This window comes from Synechococcus sp. TAK9802, from assembly GCF_014279535.1.
Taxonomy (GTDB): domain Bacteria; phylum Cyanobacteriota; class Cyanobacteriia; order PCC-6307; family Cyanobiaceae; genus Parasynechococcus.
The window spans coordinates 74,988-95,039 of record NZ_CP047937.1; the positions used below are offsets into that span (position 1 = coordinate 74,988).

At 63.1% G+C, this 20,052-nt stretch carries 17 protein-coding genes and 1 tRNA gene; 10 read left to right on the forward strand and 8 right to left on the reverse strand.

Features of this window, described 5'->3' with window-relative positions:
- Positions 1 to 4: 4 nt before the first annotated feature.
- Both mutS and SynTAK9802_RS00405 read right to left on the reverse strand, forming a co-directional pair.
- Positions 5 to 2,710, reverse strand: a complete 2,706-nt coding sequence (mutS, locus tag SynTAK9802_RS00400) for a DNA mismatch repair protein MutS (RefSeq protein WP_186496680.1) — start codon at positions 2,708 to 2,710, stop codon at positions 5 to 7.
- A 52-nt stretch (positions 2,711 to 2,762) separates the two neighbouring features.
- Positions 2,763 to 3,218: a GNAT family N-acetyltransferase gene (locus SynTAK9802_RS00405; protein WP_115009672.1), complete on the reverse strand. Its 456-nt coding sequence runs from the start codon at positions 3,216 to 3,218 to the stop codon at positions 2,763 to 2,765.
- A gap of 71 nt (positions 3,219 to 3,289) precedes the next feature.
- On the opposite strand from SynTAK9802_RS00405, the gene uvrB reads away from it, so the two are divergent.
- The 3 genes from uvrB (at position 3,290) to secA (ending at position 8,375) form a co-directional block, all read left to right on the forward strand.
- A complete protein-coding gene (gene uvrB / locus SynTAK9802_RS00410; RefSeq protein ID WP_186496681.1) occupies positions 3,290 to 5,329 on the forward strand; it encodes an excinuclease ABC subunit UvrB in 2,040 nt (679 codons plus the stop codon).
- Between the two features lie 91 nt (positions 5,330 to 5,420).
- Positions 5,421 to 5,492, forward strand: a tRNA-Gly gene (locus SynTAK9802_RS00415).
- A gap of 78 nt (positions 5,493 to 5,570) precedes the next feature.
- Complete coding sequence (gene secA / locus SynTAK9802_RS00420) at positions 5,571 to 8,375, forward strand: preprotein translocase subunit SecA (RefSeq protein ID WP_186496682.1); 2,805 nt, start codon at positions 5,571 to 5,573, stop codon at positions 8,373 to 8,375.
- Between the two features lie 264 nt (positions 8,376 to 8,639).
- Here secA and cysE read toward each other — a convergent pair whose 3' ends face one another.
- Together cysE and SynTAK9802_RS00430 are read right to left on the reverse strand one after the other, a co-directional pair.
- The gene (gene cysE, locus SynTAK9802_RS00425) at positions 8,640 to 9,386 is read right to left on the reverse strand and encodes a serine O-acetyltransferase (protein WP_186496683.1); all 747 of its coding nucleotides are present in this window, start codon (positions 9,384 to 9,386) and stop codon (positions 8,640 to 8,642) included.
- 10 nt (positions 9,387 to 9,396) lie between these two features.
- Positions 9,397 to 10,398: a GntR family transcriptional regulator gene (locus tag SynTAK9802_RS00430; protein ID WP_038556721.1), complete on the reverse strand. Its 1,002-nt coding sequence runs from the start codon at positions 10,396 to 10,398 to the stop codon at positions 9,397 to 9,399.
- A gap of 217 nt (positions 10,399 to 10,615) precedes the next feature.
- On the opposite strand from SynTAK9802_RS00430, the gene SynTAK9802_RS00435 reads away from it, so the two are divergent.
- Complete coding sequence (locus SynTAK9802_RS00435) at positions 10,616 to 11,245, forward strand: dienelactone hydrolase family protein (RefSeq protein ID WP_370586365.1); 630 nt, start codon at positions 10,616 to 10,618, stop codon at positions 11,243 to 11,245.
- On the opposite strand, the gene infC is transcribed toward SynTAK9802_RS00435, so the two are convergent.
- Both infC and miaA read right to left on the reverse strand, forming a co-directional pair.
- Entirely contained in the window at positions 11,242 to 11,895 is a 654-nt protein-coding gene (infC, locus tag SynTAK9802_RS00440) for a translation initiation factor IF-3 (protein ID WP_115081445.1), read from the reverse strand. The two genes, SynTAK9802_RS00435 and infC, sit on opposite strands and share 4 nt — an antisense overlap.
- 57 nt (positions 11,896 to 11,952) lie before the next feature.
- On the reverse strand, positions 11,953 to 12,852 hold the full coding sequence (miaA, locus tag SynTAK9802_RS00445; RefSeq protein WP_186496685.1) for a tRNA (adenosine(37)-N6)-dimethylallyltransferase MiaA: 900 nt from the start codon (positions 12,850 to 12,852) through the stop codon (positions 11,953 to 11,955).
- Positions 12,853 to 13,004: 152 nt separating this feature from the next.
- Between miaA and gyrB the strand changes: the two genes are divergently transcribed.
- From gyrB to SynTAK9802_RS00465, 4 genes are read left to right on the forward strand one after another with little or no spacing between them, the layout of a single operon-like run.
- Complete coding sequence (gene gyrB / locus SynTAK9802_RS00450; RefSeq protein WP_186496686.1) at positions 13,005 to 14,972, forward strand: DNA topoisomerase (ATP-hydrolyzing) subunit B; 1,968 nt, start codon at positions 13,005 to 13,007, stop codon at positions 14,970 to 14,972.
- Complete coding sequence (locus SynTAK9802_RS00455; protein ID WP_186496688.1) at positions 14,972 to 15,307, forward strand: SH3 domain-containing protein; 336 nt, start codon at positions 14,972 to 14,974, stop codon at positions 15,305 to 15,307. Before gyrB ends, SynTAK9802_RS00455 begins: the two co-directional genes overlap by 1 nt.
- The gene (locus SynTAK9802_RS00460; RefSeq protein WP_186496690.1) at positions 15,288 to 15,668 is read left to right on the forward strand and encodes a CrcB family protein; all 381 of its coding nucleotides are present in this window, start codon (positions 15,288 to 15,290) and stop codon (positions 15,666 to 15,668) included. Before SynTAK9802_RS00455 ends, SynTAK9802_RS00460 begins: the two co-directional genes overlap by 20 nt.
- Positions 15,661 to 16,059 (forward strand): CrcB family protein, encoded by a 399-nt coding sequence (locus tag SynTAK9802_RS00465; RefSeq protein ID WP_186496692.1) that lies wholly within the window; start codon positions 15,661 to 15,663, stop codon positions 16,057 to 16,059. Before SynTAK9802_RS00460 ends, SynTAK9802_RS00465 begins: the two co-directional genes overlap by 8 nt.
- Here SynTAK9802_RS00465 and SynTAK9802_RS00470 read toward each other — a convergent pair.
- The gene (locus SynTAK9802_RS00470; RefSeq protein WP_186496694.1) at positions 16,025 to 16,498 is read right to left on the reverse strand and encodes a glutathione peroxidase; all 474 of its coding nucleotides are present in this window, start codon (positions 16,496 to 16,498) and stop codon (positions 16,025 to 16,027) included. The genes SynTAK9802_RS00465 and SynTAK9802_RS00470 overlap by 35 nt on opposite strands.
- A gap of 72 nt (positions 16,499 to 16,570) precedes the next feature.
- Here SynTAK9802_RS00470 and mgtE point away from each other — a divergent pair, with 72 nt between their 5' ends.
- Together mgtE and SynTAK9802_RS00480 are read left to right on the forward strand one after the other, a co-directional pair.
- Complete coding sequence (mgtE, locus tag SynTAK9802_RS00475) at positions 16,571 to 18,031, forward strand: magnesium transporter (protein WP_186496696.1); 1,461 nt, start codon at positions 16,571 to 16,573, stop codon at positions 18,029 to 18,031.
- Between the two features lie 54 nt (positions 18,032 to 18,085).
- Positions 18,086 to 19,093 carry an RpoD/SigA family RNA polymerase sigma factor gene (locus SynTAK9802_RS00480; protein WP_186496698.1) on the forward strand — a complete coding sequence of 336 codons (1,008 nt, stop codon included), beginning with the start codon at positions 18,086 to 18,088 and terminating at the stop codon, positions 19,091 to 19,093.
- Here SynTAK9802_RS00480 and SynTAK9802_RS00485 read toward each other — a convergent pair.
- Complete coding sequence (locus SynTAK9802_RS00485) at positions 19,078 to 19,998, reverse strand: alpha/beta fold hydrolase (RefSeq protein ID WP_186496700.1); 921 nt, start codon at positions 19,996 to 19,998, stop codon at positions 19,078 to 19,080. The two genes, SynTAK9802_RS00480 and SynTAK9802_RS00485, sit on opposite strands and share 16 nt — an antisense overlap.
- Positions 19,999 to 20,052 lie beyond the last annotated feature (54 nt).

Below are 20,052 nucleotides of genomic sequence, written 5' to 3' on the forward strand. Positions count from 1 at the left end.
TGTTTCAGGCCGCCAACTGATCGAGCACCTGGCGGGCCCGTTGAACCACGGGCTTGGGAACGCCGGCCAGGCGTGCCGCTTCGATGCCGTAGCTGCGGCTGGCGCCGCCGGCCTGCACCTGATGGAGGAAGACCAGATCTTCACCGGTTTCCTCCACCAGCGCCTGGAAGTTGGCCACGTTGTCGCGTTCGGCGGCCAGGTTGTTGAGCTCGTGATAGTGGGTGGCAAACACCGTGCGGCTGCCTAGGTCGCCCGCCAGGTGCTCGCTCACGGCCCAGGCGATCGAGAGGCCATCGAAGGTGGCGGTGCCCCGCCCGATCTCATCCAGCAGCACCAGAGAACGATCGCTGGCGTGGTGAAGGATGTTGGCGGTTTCGGCCATCTCCACCATGAAGGTGGACTGGCCAGCGGCCAGATCATCCACGGCACCCACCCGGGTGAAGATCCGATCGGCGATGCCGACCGTGGCGGAGCGGGCCGGTACCCAGCTGCCGATCTGAGCCATCAACTGGATCAGGCCGATCTGGCGTAGATAGCAGCTCTTGCCACTGGCGTTGGGGCCCGTGAGCACCACCAGATCGGTGCCTTCACCGAGCTGCACGTCATTGGGGGTAAAAGTGGTTTCCACCAGCCGTTGCTCCACCACCGGGTGGCGGCTGGCCTCCAGCTGCAGCCCCCGGCCGTCGGTGATGGTTGGTGCGCAGTAGCCACCGCTGGCGGCCACATCGGCCAGGCCGGTGAGGGCATCGAGGGCAGCAACGGCACGGGCCGCCTGGCGGATCGGGGCGGCCATGGCCCCCACCTGCTCGCGCAGCTGGCAGAACAGCTCGTATTCCCGCTGGCAGGCCCGGGCCCGCAGCTGGAAGATGCGGCCTTCTCGCTCTTTGAGATCAGGGGTGATGAAGCGTTCCTCATTGGCCAGGGTCTGGCGCCGGATCCAGTGGTCCGGCACGGCGGTGGCCTTGGCTTTGCTCACCGCCAGGAAATAGCCGAAGGTGCGGTGGTGCTGCAGCTTCAGGGTGCTGATGCCACTGCGTTGGCGCTCCTGCTGCTCCTGGTGGCTCAGCCAGGCGTCCTGATCGTCCAGCTGGTTGCGCAGCCCATCCAGCAGTGGGTCGACGCCGTCATGGATCAGGTCGCCCTCGGAGAGAGAGAGCGGTGGGGCCTCCACTAGGCTGTGGCGAATTGTCCGGGCTAGCTCGGCTAGTGCTGGATCAGGGCTGAGCAGCTGCTGCAACCACTCTGGCCCCGCGCTGATCGCAGAGTCCAGCCGAGCGGTGAGCTGGGGTAAGCGTTCCAGGCCATCGGCGATGGCCACCAGATCACGGGCACCGGCATGGCCCGCTCCGGCTCTGCCGGCCAGCCGTTCCATGTCGCCCATCGGCCGCAGCAGCTGGCGGATCGCCAGCCGCAGGCTGCGCTCATCCACCAGGGTGCTCACCAGATCCTGGCGCTGCTGAATGGCCTGACGGTCCATCAACGGTGCTTCCAGCCAGCGGCGCAGGCAACGGCCGCCCATGGCGGTGAGGGTGCGATCGATGGCCCAGAGCAAGGACCCCTGCAACTGGTTGTCACGCTGGGTGGCGGTGAGCTCGAGGTTGCGGCGGGTCTGGGCATCCAGCACCAGGGCATCGCCGCGGTGCACGATCGCCGGTACCTCCAGGGGGATGCGGCTGTCCTCCTCCAGGGGCTGGGTGTCCTGCAGGTAACGCAGCAGGCCGCCGAGGGCCTGCAGGGCCAGGGGGTGCTCCGGCAGGCCGAGGCCATCGAGGCTGCTGAGGCCGTAGTGCTGCTGCAGGGTGCGCTCCGCCTCCACAGGGCTGAAGGGGGTGCTGGCCATTGGCGTCAGCCGCAGCCGTTCCGGGCACCAGGCCGGCCGCTCAGCATCGAGGGCGGCGGCCCAGAGCAGTTCGGAGGCCTCCTGCTGGGCCAGCTGCTGGTGCAGGGCGCTGCTGTCGTCCCGTTGCATCACCTGCACCTCGCCGGTGCTCACATCGGCGCTGGCCAGGCCCCAGCGCAGCGGTTGCTTGCCCTGGGCCGGCTCCACCACCACCGCCGCCAGCCAGTTGTTGCGGCGGGCGCTGAGCATGCCCTCCTCCAACACGGTGCCAGGGGTCAGCACCCGGGTGATGTCCCGCTTGAGCAGGGCGCCCTTGGTGGGGGTGGTTTCGAGTTGATCGCAAAGTGCCACGCTGTAGCCCTGCTTGATCAGTTCGGCGCAGTAGCGCTCGGCGGCGTGGTGGGGTATGCCCGCCATCGGCACCCGGCCGATGGCTTTGCCGCCCTCCTTACCGGTGAGGGTGAGCTCCAGCACCCGGGAGAGTTCGATCGCGTCTTCGAAGAAGCACTCGAAGAAGTCGCCCAGGCGGTAGAGCAGGACCCGCTCGGGATGGGCGGCCTTGAGCTCCACGTAGTGGCGCAGCATCGGTGTGAGCTGCAGCGGGTCCAGCTGGCTGTGGTGGGCCCAGGCCGGTTCGTCGCTGCTGGGTTCGGAATCGTTTGCAGCCGGGGAGTCGCTGCTGGCCTCGCTTGCCGTGGCCTGTCGCTGGCGGGGCCTGGCGGCTGCATCGGCGCCGAGCTCGTCGTCGCTGAGATCGTGGCTGGCCGCCTCAGGTTCGCTGGTGGGTGCAGTCGGTGCGGCCGGCTCAGGCGCCCCGAACAGATTGCCTTGCAGGGCGTCGTCAGGGGACTGGGACGCGGACCGGGGCATCTGCTGATCTGACGGATCCGGATCGTACCGGGCCTGACCGGATTGAGATGCCTCAGCGGCGCAGCACCATCAGCTGCTGGGGGTTCGCATCCTGGAAGCCCAGTTGCCGGTAGAAGCCGGCGCTCTTGGTGGTCATCAGATACACCCGTTCCACGCCCACCACAGGCGGGGTGTGGAGCAGTTCTTCGATCACCCGGCGGCCGAGGCCATGGCCCTGCAGATCGCCGGCCACCACGATGTCCCAGAGCACGGCCCGGCTGAAGCCATCGGAGGTGGCCCGGCCGAAGCCCACCAGCCGCTTGCCGCGCCAGAGGCTCACCACGGCATCGCTACCGGCCAGCAACCTCCGCAGCTGAGCAAAGCTGCGGCCGCGGGCCCAGAAGGCGTGGCGATCGAACAGCCGTTGCAGCTTGAGCAGGGCCCTACTGGGGCGCAGATCCGGCCCGAGGCCCAGCCAACGCAGGCCGGGGGCACCGGGGGCATGGTGAACCAGCCGGATCGGGGTCACGGGTCGGGGAGCCGCAGCACTTCATCTTGCTCCCCGGCGATAATTGACGGCCGCCGTCTGGCCCCGCACCCATGCCCGCCTACGACCTCACGGCTCCGTATTCGCCGAAGGGTGATCAGCCGACGGCGATCAAGCAGCTGGTGAAAGGCGTCAACAGCGGTGAGCGCTATCAGACGCTGCTGGGGGCCACGGGCACGGGCAAGACGTTCACGATGGCCAACGTGATCGCCCAGACCGGCAGGCCGGCGCTGGTGCTGGCGCACAACAAAACCCTGGCGGCCCAGCTCTGCAATGAGCTGCGGGAGTTCTTCCCGGAGAACGCCGTTGAGTACTTCATCTCCTACTACGACTACTACCAACCGGAGGCCTACGTACCGGTCAGCGACACCTACATCGCCAAGACGGCGTCGATCAACGAGGAGATCGACATGCTGCGCCACTCGGCGACGCGCTCTTTGTTTGAACGGCGCGACGTGATCGTGGTGGCCTCGATCAGCTGCATCTACGGCCTGGGGATTCCGAGCGAATACCTCAAGGCGGCGGTGAAATTCGAAGTGGGCGAGACCCTCAACATTCGCAGCCAGCTGCGGGAGCTGGTGAACAACCAGTACAGCCGCAATGACACCGAAATCGCCCGCGGCCGTTTCCGGATAAAGGGGGATGTGCTGGAGATCGGCCCGGCCTATGAAGACCGGTTGGTGCGGATTGAGCTGTTCGGCGACGAGGTGGAGGCGATCCGTTACGTCGACCCCACCACCGGTGAGATCCTGCAGAGCATGGACGCGGTGAACATCTACCCGGCCAAGCACTTCGTCACCCCCAAAGACCGGCTGGATTCCGCCATCAGCGCCATCCGCTCAGAGCTGCGGGAGCGGCTGGATGTGCTCAACGGCGAAGGCAAGCTGCTGGAAGCCCAGCGGCTGGAGCAGCGCACCAAGTACGACCTGGAGATGCTGGGCCAGGTGGGTTACTGCAACGGGGTGGAGAACTACGCCCGCCATCTGGCCGGCCGCGAAGAGGGCACTCCGCCGGAGTGCCTGATCGATTACTTCCCGGACGACTGGCTGCTGATCGTGGATGAGAGCCACGTCACCTGTTCGCAGCTGCAGGCGATGTACAACGGCGATCAGGCCCGCAAGAAGGTGCTGATTGAGCACGGCTTCCGCCTGCCCAGTGCCGCGGACAACCGGCCGTTGAAGGGGGCCGAGTTCTGGGAGAAGGCACGCCAAACCGTTTTTGTTTCAGCCACCCCGGGCGACTGGGAGATGGAGGTGAGCGGCGGTGAGGTGGCTGAACAGGTGATCCGCCCCACCGGGGTGCTCGATCCGGTGGTGGAGGTGCGGCCCACCACGGGGCAGGTGGACGATCTGCTCGGAGAGATCCGCGATCGGGCGGCTAAGAACCAGCGGGTGCTGGTCACCACCCTCACCAAGCGGATGGCGGAAGACCTCACCGACTACCTGGCGGAGAACGAGGTGCGGGTGCGCTACCTGCACTCGGAGATCCACTCGATCGAGCGGATCGAGATCATCCAGGATTTGCGCCTTGGGGAATACGACGTGCTGGTGGGGGTGAACCTGCTGCGGGAAGGTCTGGACCTGCCGGAGGTGAGCCTGGTGGCGATTCTCGATGCCGACAAAGAAGGCTTCCTGCGGGCTGAGCGCTCCCTGATCCAGACCATCGGCCGGGCTGCACGCCACGTGGAGGGGGTGGCGCTGCTCTATGCCGACAACATGACCGACTCGATGGCCAAGGCCATCTCTGAAACCGAGCGCCGCCGGGCGATCCAGCAGACCTACAACGAGAAGAACGGCGTGGTGCCCACTGCCGCGGGCAAGAAGGCCAGCAACTCGATCCTCAGCTTCCTGGAGCTGAGCCGCAAGCTCAAGCAGGATGGGCCCGATGCCGATCTGGTGGAGGTGGTGGGCAAGGCCGCCAAGGCCCTGGAGAACGATCCTGATGCCGGCCTGGCGCTGGAGGCGCTGCCGGAGTTGATCGATCAGCTTGAGGCCAAGATGAAGGAGGCGGCCAAGAAGCTCGATTTCGAAGAAGCGGCCAACCTGCGCGATCGGGTGAAGCAGCTGCGTCAGAAGATGGCCGGCTCCCGTTGAAATTCGCGGTGGGAACCCTTGGCAATTGACCATTGGTCCCTCCGTAAGGCAGAGTCTCCAAGTCGTCAGGGACACGCCCGCGTCGACACCTGCGGATGTAGCTCAGTGGTAGAGCATCTCCTTGCCAAGGAGAGGGTCGAGAGTTCGAATCTCTTCATCCGCTTTATTCAGAACCCAGTCCAGGAGGGCCTTCTGCGAGTGAGCCTCCATTAGGCTGCACTCGATTCGGTTGCCGTCTTCCATGCTCAAGCTCCTGCTGGGTGATCCCAATGCCCGCAAGCTGAAGCGTTACCAGCCGATCGTTTCGGATATTCAGCTGCTCGAAGAGGAGATCGCTCCGCTCTCCGACGAAGAGCTACGTCGCAAAACCGCTGCCTTCCAGGAGCGGTTGGCCAATGCCGGAAGTTTGGCGAACCAGCGCCCGATCCTCGATGAGATCCTGCCTGAGGCCTTTGCCGTTGTTCGTGAAGCCGGCAAGCGTGTGCTGGGCATGCGTCATTTCGATGTGCAGTTAATCGGCGGCATGGTGCTGCATGAGGGTCAGATCGCCGAGATGAAAACTGGCGAAGGCAAAACCCTGGTGGCCACCCTGCCGAGCTACCTCAACGCCCTCACTGGCCGGGGTGTGCATGTGGTGACGGTGAACGATTACCTGGCGCGCCGCGATGCCGAATGGATGGGCCAGGTGCATCGTTTTCTTGGCTTGTCTGTCGGTTTGATCCAGCAGGACATGCGTCCTGAGGAGCGCCGGCGCAACTACAACTGCGACATCACCTACGCCACCAACTCAGAGCTCGGTTTCGATTACCTGCGCGACAACATGGCCGCCGACATCTCGGAGGTGGTGCAGCGCGAGTTCCAGTACTGCGTGATCGACGAGGTGGATTCGATCCTGATCGACGAAGCCCGTACCCCCCTGATCATTTCCGGTCAGGTGGAACGGCCCCAGGAGAAATACCAGCAGGCGGCCGAGGTGGCCAATGCCCTGGCCCGCGCTGCCGAGCTGGGCAAAGACGGCATTGATCCGGAAGGGGACTACGAGGTGGATGAAAAGCAGCGCAGCTGCACCCTCACCGATGAGGGCTTCGCCAAGGCCGAGCAGATGCTGGGGGTGACGGATCTGTTCAACCCCCAGGATCCTTGGGCCCACTACATCACCAATGCCCTCAAGGCCAAGGAGCTGTTCGTCAAAGACGTGAACTACATCGTCCGCGATGGTGAGGCGGTGATCGTCGATGAGTTCACCGGCCGGGTGATGCCGGGCCGCCGTTGGAGTGATGGCCAGCACCAGGCGATTGAGGCGAAGGAGGCCTTGCCGATCCAAGCGGAAACGCAGACCCTCGCTTCGATCACCTATCAGAACTTCTTTCTGCTCTATCCCCGTCTGGCCGGCATGACCGGTACGGCCAAAACGGAAGAGGTCGAATTTGAGAAGACCTACAAACTCGAAACCACGATCGTTCCCACCAACCGGGTGCGGGCCCGCCAGGACTGGGCCGATCAGGTGTACAAAACCGAAGCTGCCAAGTGGCGGGCTGTGGCCAACGAAACCGCTGAAATTCACAAGAGCGGCCGGCCGGTGCTGGTGGGCACCACTTCGGTGGAAAAAAGCGAACTGCTGAGTTCGCTGCTGGCGGAGCAGGAGATCCCCCACAACCTGCTCAACGCGAAGCCGGAGAACGTGGAGCGCGAATCGGAGATCGTGGCCCAGGCGGGTCGGGCTGGCGCCGTGACCATCGCCACCAACATGGCGGGCCGAGGCACCGACATCATTCTTGGTGGCAACAGCGATTACATGGCCCGTTTGAAGTTGCGGGAGGTGCTGCTGGGCCGTTTGGTGAAGCCTGAGGACGATCACAAGCCGCCGGTGCCCCTGCAGCGCAGTGCTGCGGGCGGGTTCGCCGATGCTGCTGCGCCGTCCATGCCCCGCAGCGGCGAGAGCCTCTACCCCTGCTCCCTCACCGACGACACCGATCAGGCTCTCGGGCAGCTGGCCCGAGATCTGGTGAAGGCCTGGGGTGACCGTGCCCTCACCGTGATCGAGCTGGAGGAGCGCATTGCTACGGCTGCTGAGAAAGCCCCCAGCGAAGACGCTCAAATTCAGGCCCTGCGGGAAGCGATCGCCCGGGTTAAGGGGGAATACGACGCCGTGGTGAAGCAGGAGGAAGCCCGTGTTCGGGAAGCCGGTGGTTTGCATGTGATCGGCACCGAACGGCATGAGTCCCGTCGGGTGGACAACCAGCTGCGGGGCCGGGCCGGCCGTCAGGGTGACCCGGGCTCCACGCGCTTTTTCCTTTCTTTGGGCGACAACCTGCTGCGCATCTTCGGCGGTGACCGTGTTGCCGGCTTGATGAATGCCTTCCGCGTGGAGGAAGACATGCCGATCGAATCCGGCATGCTCACCCGCTCGCTGGAGGGGGCTCAGAAAAAGGTGGAGACGTATTACTACGACATCCGCAAGCAGGTGTTTGAGTACGACGAGGTGATGAACAACCAGCGCCGTGCGGTGTATTCCGAGCGCCGGCGTGTGCTCGACGGTCGCGCCCTCAAGAAGCAGGTGATCGGCTACGGCGAGCGCACCATGGGCGAAGTCGTGGAGGCCTATGTGAATCCGGATCTGCCGCCGGAGGAATGGGATCTGGGCCAGCTGGTGGGCAAGGTGAAGGAATTCATCTATCTGCTGGAAGATCTCACCCCTGATCAGGTGCAGGGCCTTGGCATGGAGGAACTCAAGGCCTTTCTGCAGGAGCAGCTGCGTAATGCCTACGATCTCAAAGAGGGCCAGATTGAGCAGCAGCGCCCGGGGCTGATGCGGGAGGCAGAGCGCTTCTTCATCCTTCAGCAGATTGACACCCTCTGGCGTGAACATCTCCAAGCGATGGATGCCTTGCGTGAATCGGTGGGTCTGCGTGGCTACGGTCAGAAAGATCCGCTAATTGAATACAAGAACGAGGGCTACGACATGTTCCTCGAGATGATGACCAATATGCGTCGCAATGTCATCTATTCAATGTTTATGTTCCAGCCTCAAGCGCCTCAGAACTAGTTTTCTCGTTGTAGCTTATTTTCTTCCGGGAATTTTTTGATTAATATTGATTAATTGCTGTTAATTCAGGACAGTATTGATGCTGAAAATAGTTATACTGTTAGATTTTCTGTGCCAGCTAATTTTTATTTTAGGCTAAAACCTGAGCTAATTACAAGTATCAGTTTTGCTCAATCCGGATTTGAAAATATGTTTATTTTTGCATGAATATTCAGGGCTTGTATGTGGCAATTAGCTTAATTTAATGAGCAAGTTGTCAGCACTTTATTTAGTGCTTTCTCCCAGGAATTCCAAGATTTCTCGGTCCTTGAGATTCTGGGCTTCGCCTGAGCATTCTTCAAGGAGCTGCCGACCGGCCGCCACTTCTTGTAAGCAGCGCTTGAGGTTCGTCACCGTGTTCTCGAGGTGATCGATCCGTTCCATCAGGTTGCGGATCACGTTTGCTTCCGCATCTGGCAGTGCTGAGTGGGCCAATGGATTGATCCGCACGCCGCTCTGGTGAATCACGCGGCCGGGAATGCCCACAACGGTGCAGTCGCTTTCCACATCGCGCACCACCACCGAGCCGGCGCCGATGCGGGTGTTGGTGCCGATCGTGATGGCCCCCAGCACCTTGGCTCCGGCTCCCACCACTACGTTCTCCGCAAGGGTGGGATGGCGTTTGCCGTGCTCCTTGCCAGTACCACCAAGGGTGACACCCTGGTACAGCAGGCAGCGGGGGCCGATTTCGGCGGTTTCGCCAATCACGACCCCCATGCCGTGGTCGATGAACACGCTGTGGCCGATGCGGGCGCCGGGGTGGATCTCAATGCCGGTGAGGGCCCGGCCGATCTGGCTGAGGCAGCGGGCGGCCAGCTTCAGCGGTAAGTGGCAGGTCCAGAGCCGGTGGCTGACTCGGTGCAGGCTGATGGCCTGGAAACCGGGGTAGCAGCACACGATTTCCAGCCAGCCGCGGGCAGCCGGATCACGCTCGCGGATGATCGCGAGGTCGGCACGGATGTGATCAAACATCGCAGGGGTGTCAGCTGGCGGCCGCCGGGATCTGCAGGCCGATCTCCTTGCGGAGCAGATCGATCGTATCGGTGCTGAGGTAGCTCTCGGCGCAATGCACCTGGGGCATGCGCATCAGCTGGGAGCGGTTCTGGCGCAGGCTTTGTTCCACCAGGGGCAGGCTGGGCCGATCGCAGAGCACGTGGCTCGAGGCCCGCAGCAGGGCCAACAGGCGGCTGCCCACATCGGGAGTGGCCGTCATCAGCAGCAACTCGTTGCCGCGCATCGAGTGGAGAATCACCTCTGCGGCCCGCAGGATGCCCGGGCTGATGCTCACCAGGCCCACACAGCTGCCAGGCCGCAGCTCCTTGAGCATGGCCAGCTCCTGGCGGAAGTCGTTGAGGTCCACGGCCACGGCGCGGACGCTGTGCTTCTTGGCCAGCTCCTCCACCGGTTGGAGGAAGTAGCGGCTGGTGACCACCGTTCCGTTGCTGGAGTTCTCCAGCACGCTTTCCAACTCTTCCATCGGTACCACCTCCACCGGCACATCCAGGCAGGGCTCCAGTTCTTCGGCGATCAGCATGGAGGCACCGATGTCCTCCCGCGGCGTGCTGACCAGCACGCGGGCGCCGCAGCGCAGCCGCCAGTCGATCTCCCGGGTGAGCAGTTCCCGGGTCTGCTGCAGGGTGCAGCCCGCATTCAGCAAGCCATCCACACATTTGCGCACTTCCCGGTCGAGATCGGTGACGCCCCGATTGCGGATGTGCGGCGGCGTCTTGATTTCCCGGGGCTTTTGCTGGTCGCGCACGTAGATGCCGGAGCCGGCCATGGCTTCCACCACGCCATCGGTTTCCAGCTGGCGGTACACCTTGCTGATCGTGTTGCGGTGCAATCCCGTTTGCATCGCCAGCTGTCGGGTGCTGGGCAATCGATGCCCCGGCGGGTAGTGCCGCGCTGCGATGGCGAAGCAGATCTGGTTGTACAGCTGCGTCGACGCCGGAATGTCGCTTTCCTGTTGGATATGGAATCGCACGCCGGTGGGACAGGTCGGAATGCGGCCACCATACGGAGCGAATTGCCTGGTGACAATTGGGGGTGTGTCCTGTGGGCCTGTGACAATGTCCAGCTTCCCTTCGCCTGGCTGGGTTGAGCTTGCCAATGGCGTTGTGCCACTGCGCTGCTGGTGGGCGTTGCCGCAGGTTAGTATGAACGATTTAGATACCAAATCGTTAATTAATCGTGTTTATATCGTGCTGCCTGAGGTGTATGGGGTGAACGCCTGGGTGCGGAGTGTGGTGGATCGCCTGGCCGCCCAGGGGTACCCAGCACTGGCGGTGCCGTTGTTTGCCCGCACGGCTCCTGATCTGGAGTTGGCCTACGACGCCTCCGATCTGGCTGAAGGCCGGCGCCACAAGGACGCCACTACCGCAGATCAAATCCTCGGCGATGTCTCTGCAGCGCTCAGCTGGTTGCGGGCCCGTTACCCCCAGGCCTCCATCCATGTGGTGGGCTTCTGCTTTGGGGGGCATGCCGCTTTTCTGGCAGCCACATTGCCCGGGGTTGAGCATGCCTTTGATTTCTACGGCGCCGGTGTGAGCCGGATGCGCCCCGGCGGCGGTGACCCTTCTTTGGCCCTGCTGCCTGAGATCAAGGCGCGGCTCACTTGTGTGTTCGGCACGGCTGATCCTTTGATCCCCATGGAGGATCGTGAGGCGATTCAGTCGGCCCTACAGCAGCAGGACCCCTCGGGCCAGCGCTTGCGCGTTGTGGAGTGTGCCGATGCCGACCACGGCTTCATGTGTGAAGCCCGCAGTGCGTTTAATCCCCAGGCTTCAGCCCAGGGATGGTGGTTGCTGCTGGGTGACGAGCCTGAGGGTTAGCCCTGAGGGCTGGCCACCTTGGCGGCGGTGGGCTTGGGCGGTGCGGGGATGGTGCGCACGGCCTTGTTGGCGGCCTGCTCCTTCTCCTCTTTCTTCACCAGCGGCGTTTTGCGCGGGGTGAGGAACATGATCATGTTGCGGCCCTCCCGCTTGGGCGCCTGCTGGATCTCGGCCTTTTCCTCGAGATCTTTGGCCATCCGCCGCAGCAGCGTTTCCGCCAGCGCCGTGTGCTGAATTTCGCGGCCGCGGAAGATCACGGTGCACTTCACCTTGTCGCCCGCCTTGAGGAAGCGCTGGGCCTGACCGATCCGCACGTCGTAATCGTGCTGATCGATCTTGTAGCGCATCTTGACCTCCTTGACTTCGGTCTGGTGCGACTTCTTCTTGGCCTCTTTGGCTTTCTTTTCCTGCTCGAACTTGAACTTGCCGTAGTCCATGATCCGGCAGACCGGTGGGTCAGCCTTCTCGCTCACCAGCACCAGATCCAGTTCCCGGTCGCGGGCCACATCCAGGGCTTCTTCGCGGCTGATCACGCCCAGCTGAGCGCCGTCTGAGTCGACCACCCGCAACTGGGGGTAGTTGATCCGGTCGTTGATGTTGGGCAGCTCCCGAACCGGGGCACGACGGTCGAAACGGGGACGTGGGGGCATTCAGGCGGTGACGGGGACAGGTGCAGACAACTTCGCTGAATACAACGTCTGCATCCTTCACCTTAGATGTTGCTCGATCAACGTCATTGCATCTGTCAGCGTCGCCTGGTCGGCCAGCCAGTGGGGGTTGTGCTGACGCCGGAACCAGGTGCGTTGGCGTTTGGCGAACTGGCGGGTGCGTTGGCTGGTGATTCGCACCGCCTTTGCAGTGCTCAGGCTGCCGCCGATCACCTGCAGTGCTTCGCCGTAGCCGATGGTCTGCAGCAGCGGCAGATCAGCGCCATAGCGCTCGCTCAGGCGCCGGGTCTCCTCCACCAGCCCATCGCGGTAGAGCTGCTCGGTGCGTTGCTGGATGCGTTGGCGCAGGTTGGCGGGGTTGAGGCCCAGTTCCAGAACCCGCCAGGGCGGAGGCGCGGCTGTGGCCTGGCGGCTCATCGGTTGCCCGGAGGCGTAGAGCACCTCCAGGGCGCGCTGGGTGCGCACCGCATCAGCCGGGGCGATTTTGGCGGCGGCCATGGGGTCGGCGGCCTGCAGCAGGGGGTGGCAGATGCCCTGGCCCAGGACCTTCAGCTGCTGGCGCAGCTGCGGCTGAGGTGCCACAGCCGGAGGCTGAAGGCCACTGGTGAGGGCCTTGAGATACAGGCCGCTGCCGCCCACCAGTAATGCCACGCCCCGCTGCTCCAGAGCGGCGTCGATGCAGGGGGTGGCGATCGCCTGAAACTCCTGGAGGGTGATCGGCTGATCGGGTCTGCGCAGGTCCAGCAGATGGTGCGGCACCCGCGCCTGTTGCTCCGCCGTTGGCTTGGCGGTGCCGATGTCCATCTCCCGGTAGAGCTGGCGGGAATCCACGTTGATCACGGGCAGATCCAGCCGTTCGGCGATGTCCAGCGCCAGGGCGGTTTTGCCGCTGGCGGTGGGCCCGAGCAGGGTGATCACCAGGGAGTGGGAGCTGTTCAAAAGGGTGAGGGGGTGCAGCCCGGCGTGGAATGGGCGCTGAGAGGCCTCTGCAAGCCTCTATAGACAGCCGGTGGTAGATTGACATTGTCAGGTCGAGGTTTAGAGCCGTTGCGCCCGCCCATGACCCGGTTTCCTGGCTTGAGACTTTCTGAATGAGCGACGCTTCCAAGGTCCAGAACGCCTACGGCGCCGAGCAGATTCAGGTGCTGGAAGGGCTTGAGCCCGTCCGCAAGCGCCCGGGCATGTACATCGGCTCCACCGGACCGCGGGGCCTGCACCATCTGGTGTACGAAGTTGTTGATAACTCGGTCGATGAAGCCCTGGCGGGCCATTGCGACCGCATTGTTGTGGTGCTGGGGGAAGACGGTTCCGCCTCGGTGAGCGATAACGGCCGCGGCATTCCCACCGATGTGCACCCGCGCACCGGCAAGAGCGCCCTGGAGACGGTGCTCACCGTGCTGCACGCCGGCGGCAAGTTTGGCGCCGGTGGTTACAAGGTGTCCGGCGGTCTGCACGGCGTTGGCGTCTCGGTGGTGAACGCCCTGAGCGAATGGGTGCAGGTGACGGTGCGCCGTCAGGGCCAGGTGCATCGCCAACGTTTTGAGCGCGGCGCGGCCATCGGGGGGCTGGCGTCGGAGTCGCAGCCCGCAGCGGAGTCCGGGGAGACCGGCACCACCGTTTGCTTCAAGCCTGACCTTGAAATCTTCACCGGCGGCATTGTCTTCGACTACGCCACCCTCTCGGCCCGGCTGAGGGAGCTGGCCTACCTCAACGGTGGTGTGCGGATCGTGTTCCGCGATGAGCGGGAGTCGGCCCGCGATGAGGAGGGGAACCCCCATGAGGAGACCTACTTCTACGAAGGCGGCATCAAGGAATACGTCGCCTACATGAACAAGGAGAAGGACGCCCTTCACCCCGAGATCATTTACGTGAATTCCGAAAAGGACGGCGTTCAGGTGGAGGCAGCCCTGCAGTGGTGCTCCGATGCCTACTCCGACAGCATCCTCGGCTTTGCCAACAACATCCGCACCGTGGATGGCGGCACCCACATCGAAGGCCTGAAGACGGTGCTCACCCGCACCCTCAACGCCTTCGCTAAGAAGCTGGGCAAACGCAAGGAATCCGATTCCAACCTGGCAGGGGAGAACATCCGCGAAGGCCTGACGGCGGTGCTCTCGGTGAAGGTGCCCGAGCCGGAATTTGAGGGTCAAACCAAGACCAAGCTCGGCAACACCGAGGTGCGCGGCATCGTCGACAACCTGGTGGGCGAAGCCCTCAGCCAGTTCCTCGAGTTCAATCCCTCCGTGATCGGCCTGATCCTCGAGAAGGCGATCCAGGCCTTCAATGCCGCTGAAGCCGCCCGTCGGGCCCGCGAACTGGTGCGGCGCAAGAGCGTTCTGGAGAGCTCAACCCTGCCCGGAAAACTGGCCGATTGCAGCTCCCGCGATCCCGGCGAATCCGAGATTTACATCGTGGAGGGCGACTCTGCTGGTGGCTCCGCCAAGCAGGGCCGCGACCGTCGCTTCCAGGCGATCCTGCCGCTGCGGGGCAAGATCCTCAACATCGAAAAGACCGACGACGCCAAGATCTACAAGAACACGGAGATCCAGGCCCTGATCACCGCCCTGGGCCTGGGGATCAAGGGGGAGGACTTCGACGTGAAGAACCTCCGTTACCACCGGGTCGTGATCATGACCGACGCCGACGTGGATGGCGCCCACATCCGAACCCTCCTGCTCACCTTCTTCTACCGCTACCAGAAGGAGCTGGTGGAGGGCGGCTACATCTACATCGCCTGCCCGCCCCTCTACAAAGTTGAGCGCGGCAAGAACCACACCTATTGCTACAACGAGGGCGATCTGCAGAAGACCCTGGAGGGCTTCGGCGAGAAGGCCAATTACACGATCCAGCGTTTCAAGGGTCTTGGCGAAATGATGCCCAAGCAGCTCTGGGAAACCACCATGGATCCCACCACCCGCACGATGAAGCGGGTGGAGATCGAGGATGCCCTCGAGGCTGATCGCATCTTCACGATCCTGATGGGCGACAAGGTGGCTCCGCGCCGTGAATTCATCGAAACCCACAGCGCCGAGCTGGACATGGCAGCCCTCGATATTTGATGACGGCTGATCGAACAGGGACTGTTTCGACAAGCAGTGTCCTTCGTTGGAGTTGGCTGCTGGGGGTGGCGTTGATGGCTCCAGCTGCCCTGCCGGCCGGTGGTGCCGACCGGCATCAACCGCAGCCCCGGCGTCGCGCGGCCTCCGGACCATTGCACATCAGTTCCGATCAACCTCTTCGCCTCAGTCCGCTGGCCGTGGCGCCTCGGTTGAGCACCCTCAAGGCGGGCTCATCCCTGCGCTTGTTGCGGCGTTGGTCCACCGCTGATGGCCAGGACTGGCTGCACGTGCAAACCCTTTCCGGAGAGCAACGCCGTGGCTGGCTCCGCGTCTGAGGCTCTCTTGGTTGGGCTCGGGGCCATCCCTGGAGCCTGGCTGCGCTTGAAGGTGGTGAACCACTTTCAGCCGATGGTGCCTAAGAAGCACTGGGGCACCTTCATCGTGAATGTGATGGCCTGTTTCGCTCTGGGCCTGGTGCTGGCCCTCGATGAAACCTGTGCCTCCAGCACCGGCATTGCCTTGTTGATGGGGGTGGGTTTTTTCGGCAGCCTCAGCACCTTTTCCACCTTTGCCGTAGAGCTGCTGAACGAGTTGCGGGCCGGCCAGATGCTTACGGCTGTGGTGCTGGCGCTGGCCTCGATCGGTGCAGGTTTGCTGGCCTCTGCTTTGGGTTACGGACTGGGGACCCATGCCTGAGACCAAACCGAGCCTTCAGCTGGAACTGCAGGAGCTGCTGCTTGTTGGCGTGGGCGCTGTGCCCGGAGCACTTCTGCGCTGGCAGTTGGCCCTGCATCTGGGGGATCAGAACCTACTGGTGAATGGTCTGGGGGCTGCCCTGTTGGGTTTGCTGGCCGGGCTCCCCGCTGCTCCACGGCGACAGTTGCTGCTGGGGATTGGCTTCTGCGGCTCGCTCACCACCTTCAGCAGTTGGATGCTGGCGGCCATGAAGCACCTGAGTTCCGGTGATTGGGCCGCCGCGTTGGGTTTGATTGGGCTGACCCTTGGGCTGGGAGTTGGTGCCGCAGCCCTTGGGTTCAGCCTGGGGCAACGGCTCAAGCCGCCAGCGCCGCCTCAATCGCCGACTTGAGGTCTTCAGGGGTGACGCCGCTCTTGAAGCGGGCGATCACGGTGCCGTCCTTGCCCACCAGGAACTTCTCGAAGTTCCACTCCACATCTCCGGCGGGATCCATCTGGTTGAGCGTTGTATAGGGCTCGGTGGTGCTTCCCTTCGCATGCACCTTCTCGAACAGTTCGAAGTCGGCGCCGTAGGTGGTGGAGCAGAAGCTCTTGATCTCCTCCAGGGTGCCGGGCTCCTGGGCGCCGAAGTCGTTGCAGGGGAAACCCAGCACCGCCAGCCCCTTGGCGGCGTAGGCCTCGTTCAAGGCCTGCAGACCGGCGTACTGCTTGGTGAATCCACAGCGGCTGGCCACGTTCACGATCAGCAGCACCTTGCCGGCGTAGTCGCCCAGGGATTTGCTGCTGCCGTCAGGGGTGGTGACGGAGACGGAACTGACGCTGATCGCCATGGTGAACCAGTGGTGGAGCGCAGAGGTTAACCGGCTGTAACGGCCATACACTGGGCTCCCGGCCGGAGGGGCATGACGGAGGCATCGGGGCTGAGCAGTGGTGGCGTGAGCGTGGAGCCGGAGTTGCTGGCCGAGGCGGTGGCCCATGAGCTCGCCGCAATGCTCCAGGCGGGTAATTACGACGCCGTGAAATTGTTGTTGGAACCGGTGCAGCCGGTGGACATCGCTGAGGCGATCGGCAGTCTTCCGGCCAACCTGCAGGCGATTGCCTTTCGCCTGCTCAGCAAAGACGAAGCCATCAGTGTTTACGAATACCTCGACACCGCCACCCAACAGAGCCTGCTGAGCCTGCTGCGCTCCGGTGAGATGCGGGAGGTGATGGAGGAGATGTCGCCCGATGATCGCGCCCGGTTGTTCGAGGAGTTGCCGGCCAAGGTGGTGCGGCAACTCCTGAGTGAGCTCAGCCCTGATGAACGCAAGGTGACGGCTGAGTTGCTGGGCTACCGCTCCGAGACGGCCGGTCGTTTGATGACCACCGAATACATCGCCTTCAAGGAAAACCAAACGGCGGCGGTGGCGCTGGAGATCGTGCGGCGGCGTGCCCGCGATACCGAGACGATTTATTCCCTCTACGTGACGGACGCTGAGCGACGCCTCACGGGGATCCTGTCGCTGCGGGATCTGGTCACAGCGGATCCCCAGGCCCGCATCGGCGATGTGATGACCGAAGAGGTGCTCAGCGTCAGCACCGACACCGACCAGGAGAAGGTGGCGCGCACGATTCAGCGCTACGACTTCCTGGCTGTTCCCGTGGTGGATCTGGAGCAGCGTCTTGTGGGCATCGTCACGGTGGACGACGTGATCGATGTGATCGAGCAGGAGGCCACCCGTGATCTCTACGCCGCCGGCGCGGTGCAGGCCGGCGATGACGACGACTACTTCAGCAGCAACCTGTTCACCGTTGCCCGGCGCCGCGTTGTTTGGTTGGCGGTGCTGGTGCTTGCAAGCTTTTTCACTTCGGAGGTGATTGCCGCCAATGAAGACGTCCTGCAACAAGTGGTGTTGTTGGCGGCGTTCATTCCCTTGCTCGGTGGAACCGGCGGCAATGTGGGGGCCCAGAGCTCCACGGTGGTGATCCGTGGTTTGAGCACCCAGAGCATCTCCAGCCTGGGACCCCTCAGGGCGATTGGCCGCGAAGCCATGGCGGGGGCGTTGTTGGGGGTGTTGATGATGCTGCTGGTGGTTCCCTTCGCCTGGTGGCGTGGGGAAAGCGCTTTGGTCGGCCTCTCGGTGGGGATGAGCCTGCTGGCCATCACCACCCTGGCAGCCACAGCTGGTGCTGCGTTCCCACTGCTGTTTGACCGTATGGGTCTGGATCCAGCGCTGATGTCCACACCCTTCATCACCACCTGCACGGATGTGGCGGGAACGCTGATCTATCTGAAGACGGCAGGGTGGTTCCTGGTCAACCTGCCGCAGCTGGTGCAGGCCACAAGTATTTCTACCCATTTCTTTGTCTTCGGCGTTTTCTGAGAGTCTGTTTACGTTTCTTAGGAGTAGGCTTCACATAACTCAAAGAAGCACTCCATGGCTCCTGCTGCGACCGCTGCTTCCAAGCCTAAAACTTCTGCGAAAGCTGCGAAAACCGTCACGGCAGACGTCGACCTGGTCCGCTCTTATCTGCGTGACATCGGCCGTGTTCCCCTGCTGACCCATGAGCAGGAAATCACCCTGGGGCGCCAGGTGCAGGAGCTAATGGATCTGGAGTCACTCGAGTCCGAGCTCGAGAGCAAGGGTGGAGAAAAGCCCAGCCGTGACCAGTTGGCCAAGGCTTCCGGGTTGTCGTCGATGCAGCTCAAGCGAAAGTTGCAGCACGGCCGTCGTGCCAAAGAGCGGATGGTTGCCGCCAATCTCCGGCTGGTGGTGAGCGTGGCCAAGAAGTACACCAAGCGGAACATGGAACTCCTGGATTTGATCCAAGAGGGCACCATCGGCCTGGTGCGGGGTGTTGAGAAGTTCGACCCCACCCGTGGCTACAAATTCTCCACTTATGCCTATTGGTGGATTCGACAGGGCATCACACGGGCCATCGCGGAGAAGAGCCGCACGATCCGGCTGCCGATCCACATCACCGAGATGTTGAACAAGCTCAAGAAGGGTCAGCGGGAGCTGAGCCAGGAGCTGGGCCGCACGCCCACCGTCACCGAGCTGGCCGAGTTCGTCGAGTTGCCTGAAGACGACGTCAAGGATTTGATGTGCCGGGCACGTCAGCCGGTGAGCCTGGAGATGAAGGTTGGTGATGGCGACGACACCGAACTGCTTGAGCTGCTCTCGGGGGATGGTGATCTTCCCAGTGATCAGGTAGAAGAGGATTGTTTGAAGGGCGATCTGCGCAGCCTTTTGGGGCAGCTGCCCCACCTGCAGGAGCAGGTGCTGCGCATGCGTTATGGCATGGATGGGGAAGATCCGATGAGCCTTACCGGCATTGGCCGCATCCTGGGCATGAGCCGCGACCGTGTTCGTAACCTTGAGCGTGATGGCCTGGCCGGTCTGCGCCGGGTGAGTGATCAGGTGGAGGCTTATGTCGCCTGTTGACTTGATCTTGCGTTGATCAGCTGCTGAAGCACCGGATTCACCTGATCCGGTGCTTCGTCGTGGGGGCAATGGCCCGCGTTGTGAATCAGTGAAAGGGACTGAATGCAGTCCAATGTCTGCGCCCATCGCTCCGCTTCTGCGACTGGCTCCCAGGGATCCTGCTCACCCCAGATCAGGTCCACGGGTGTCGACATCCCCGCCATTAACTGTGGGGCGAGATAGTCGTCAAACAGGTTGATGAAGCCGCGAAAGGCCTCAGCCGCACCCCGGCGTTGGGTCGGTTGAAACAGCAGATCCACCAGGTCGTCGTCGATGTTGGCGCCACTGGGATAGGCCTGCTTCAACACACTGCGGATCACGCCGGGCCGTGCCGCATTGCGGAACAGCGCGGTGCTGAGCCAGCGCTGCCGCACCATCGTCTTGAGCAACGGTCGGATCCAGGACATCCAGGCGGGTTGGGTGGACAGTTGCTTGTCGTCCATCAAGCGCTGGGCGCAGTCGATCAGCACCACGCCCCGGCATCGTTCCCCCAGCAGTTGTGCGGCCCGTAGGGCAACGACCCCACCGATCGAGTTGCCCACCAGTCGCACCGGGCGATCGATGACTTGGCGGCAGAAGTCAGCCACCTGTTGGCCCCATAGATCAAAGCCGTAATGAACGGCATCCGCTGAAACGGACTCGTCCTTCAAGCGAGCCCGAGGCTGATCGCTGCGCCCGAAACCGAGTAGATCGATGGCGTAGGTGGGCAGCAGTTCGGCCAGCACCGGTTGGTTGAAGCGCCAATGGTTGGTGTTGGCCCCGAACCCATGAATCAGCAGCATGGCCTCTTCGGCATGGGGGTCGCCCATCAGGCTCCAACCGATTGATCGCTCGTTCCAGCTCCAGAGGTTGTGGCTTGGGCTCACGCCTTGGTTTGTTGCGCCCGTGCATCCTGGCGAGGGAATCACTTGGATGACGGT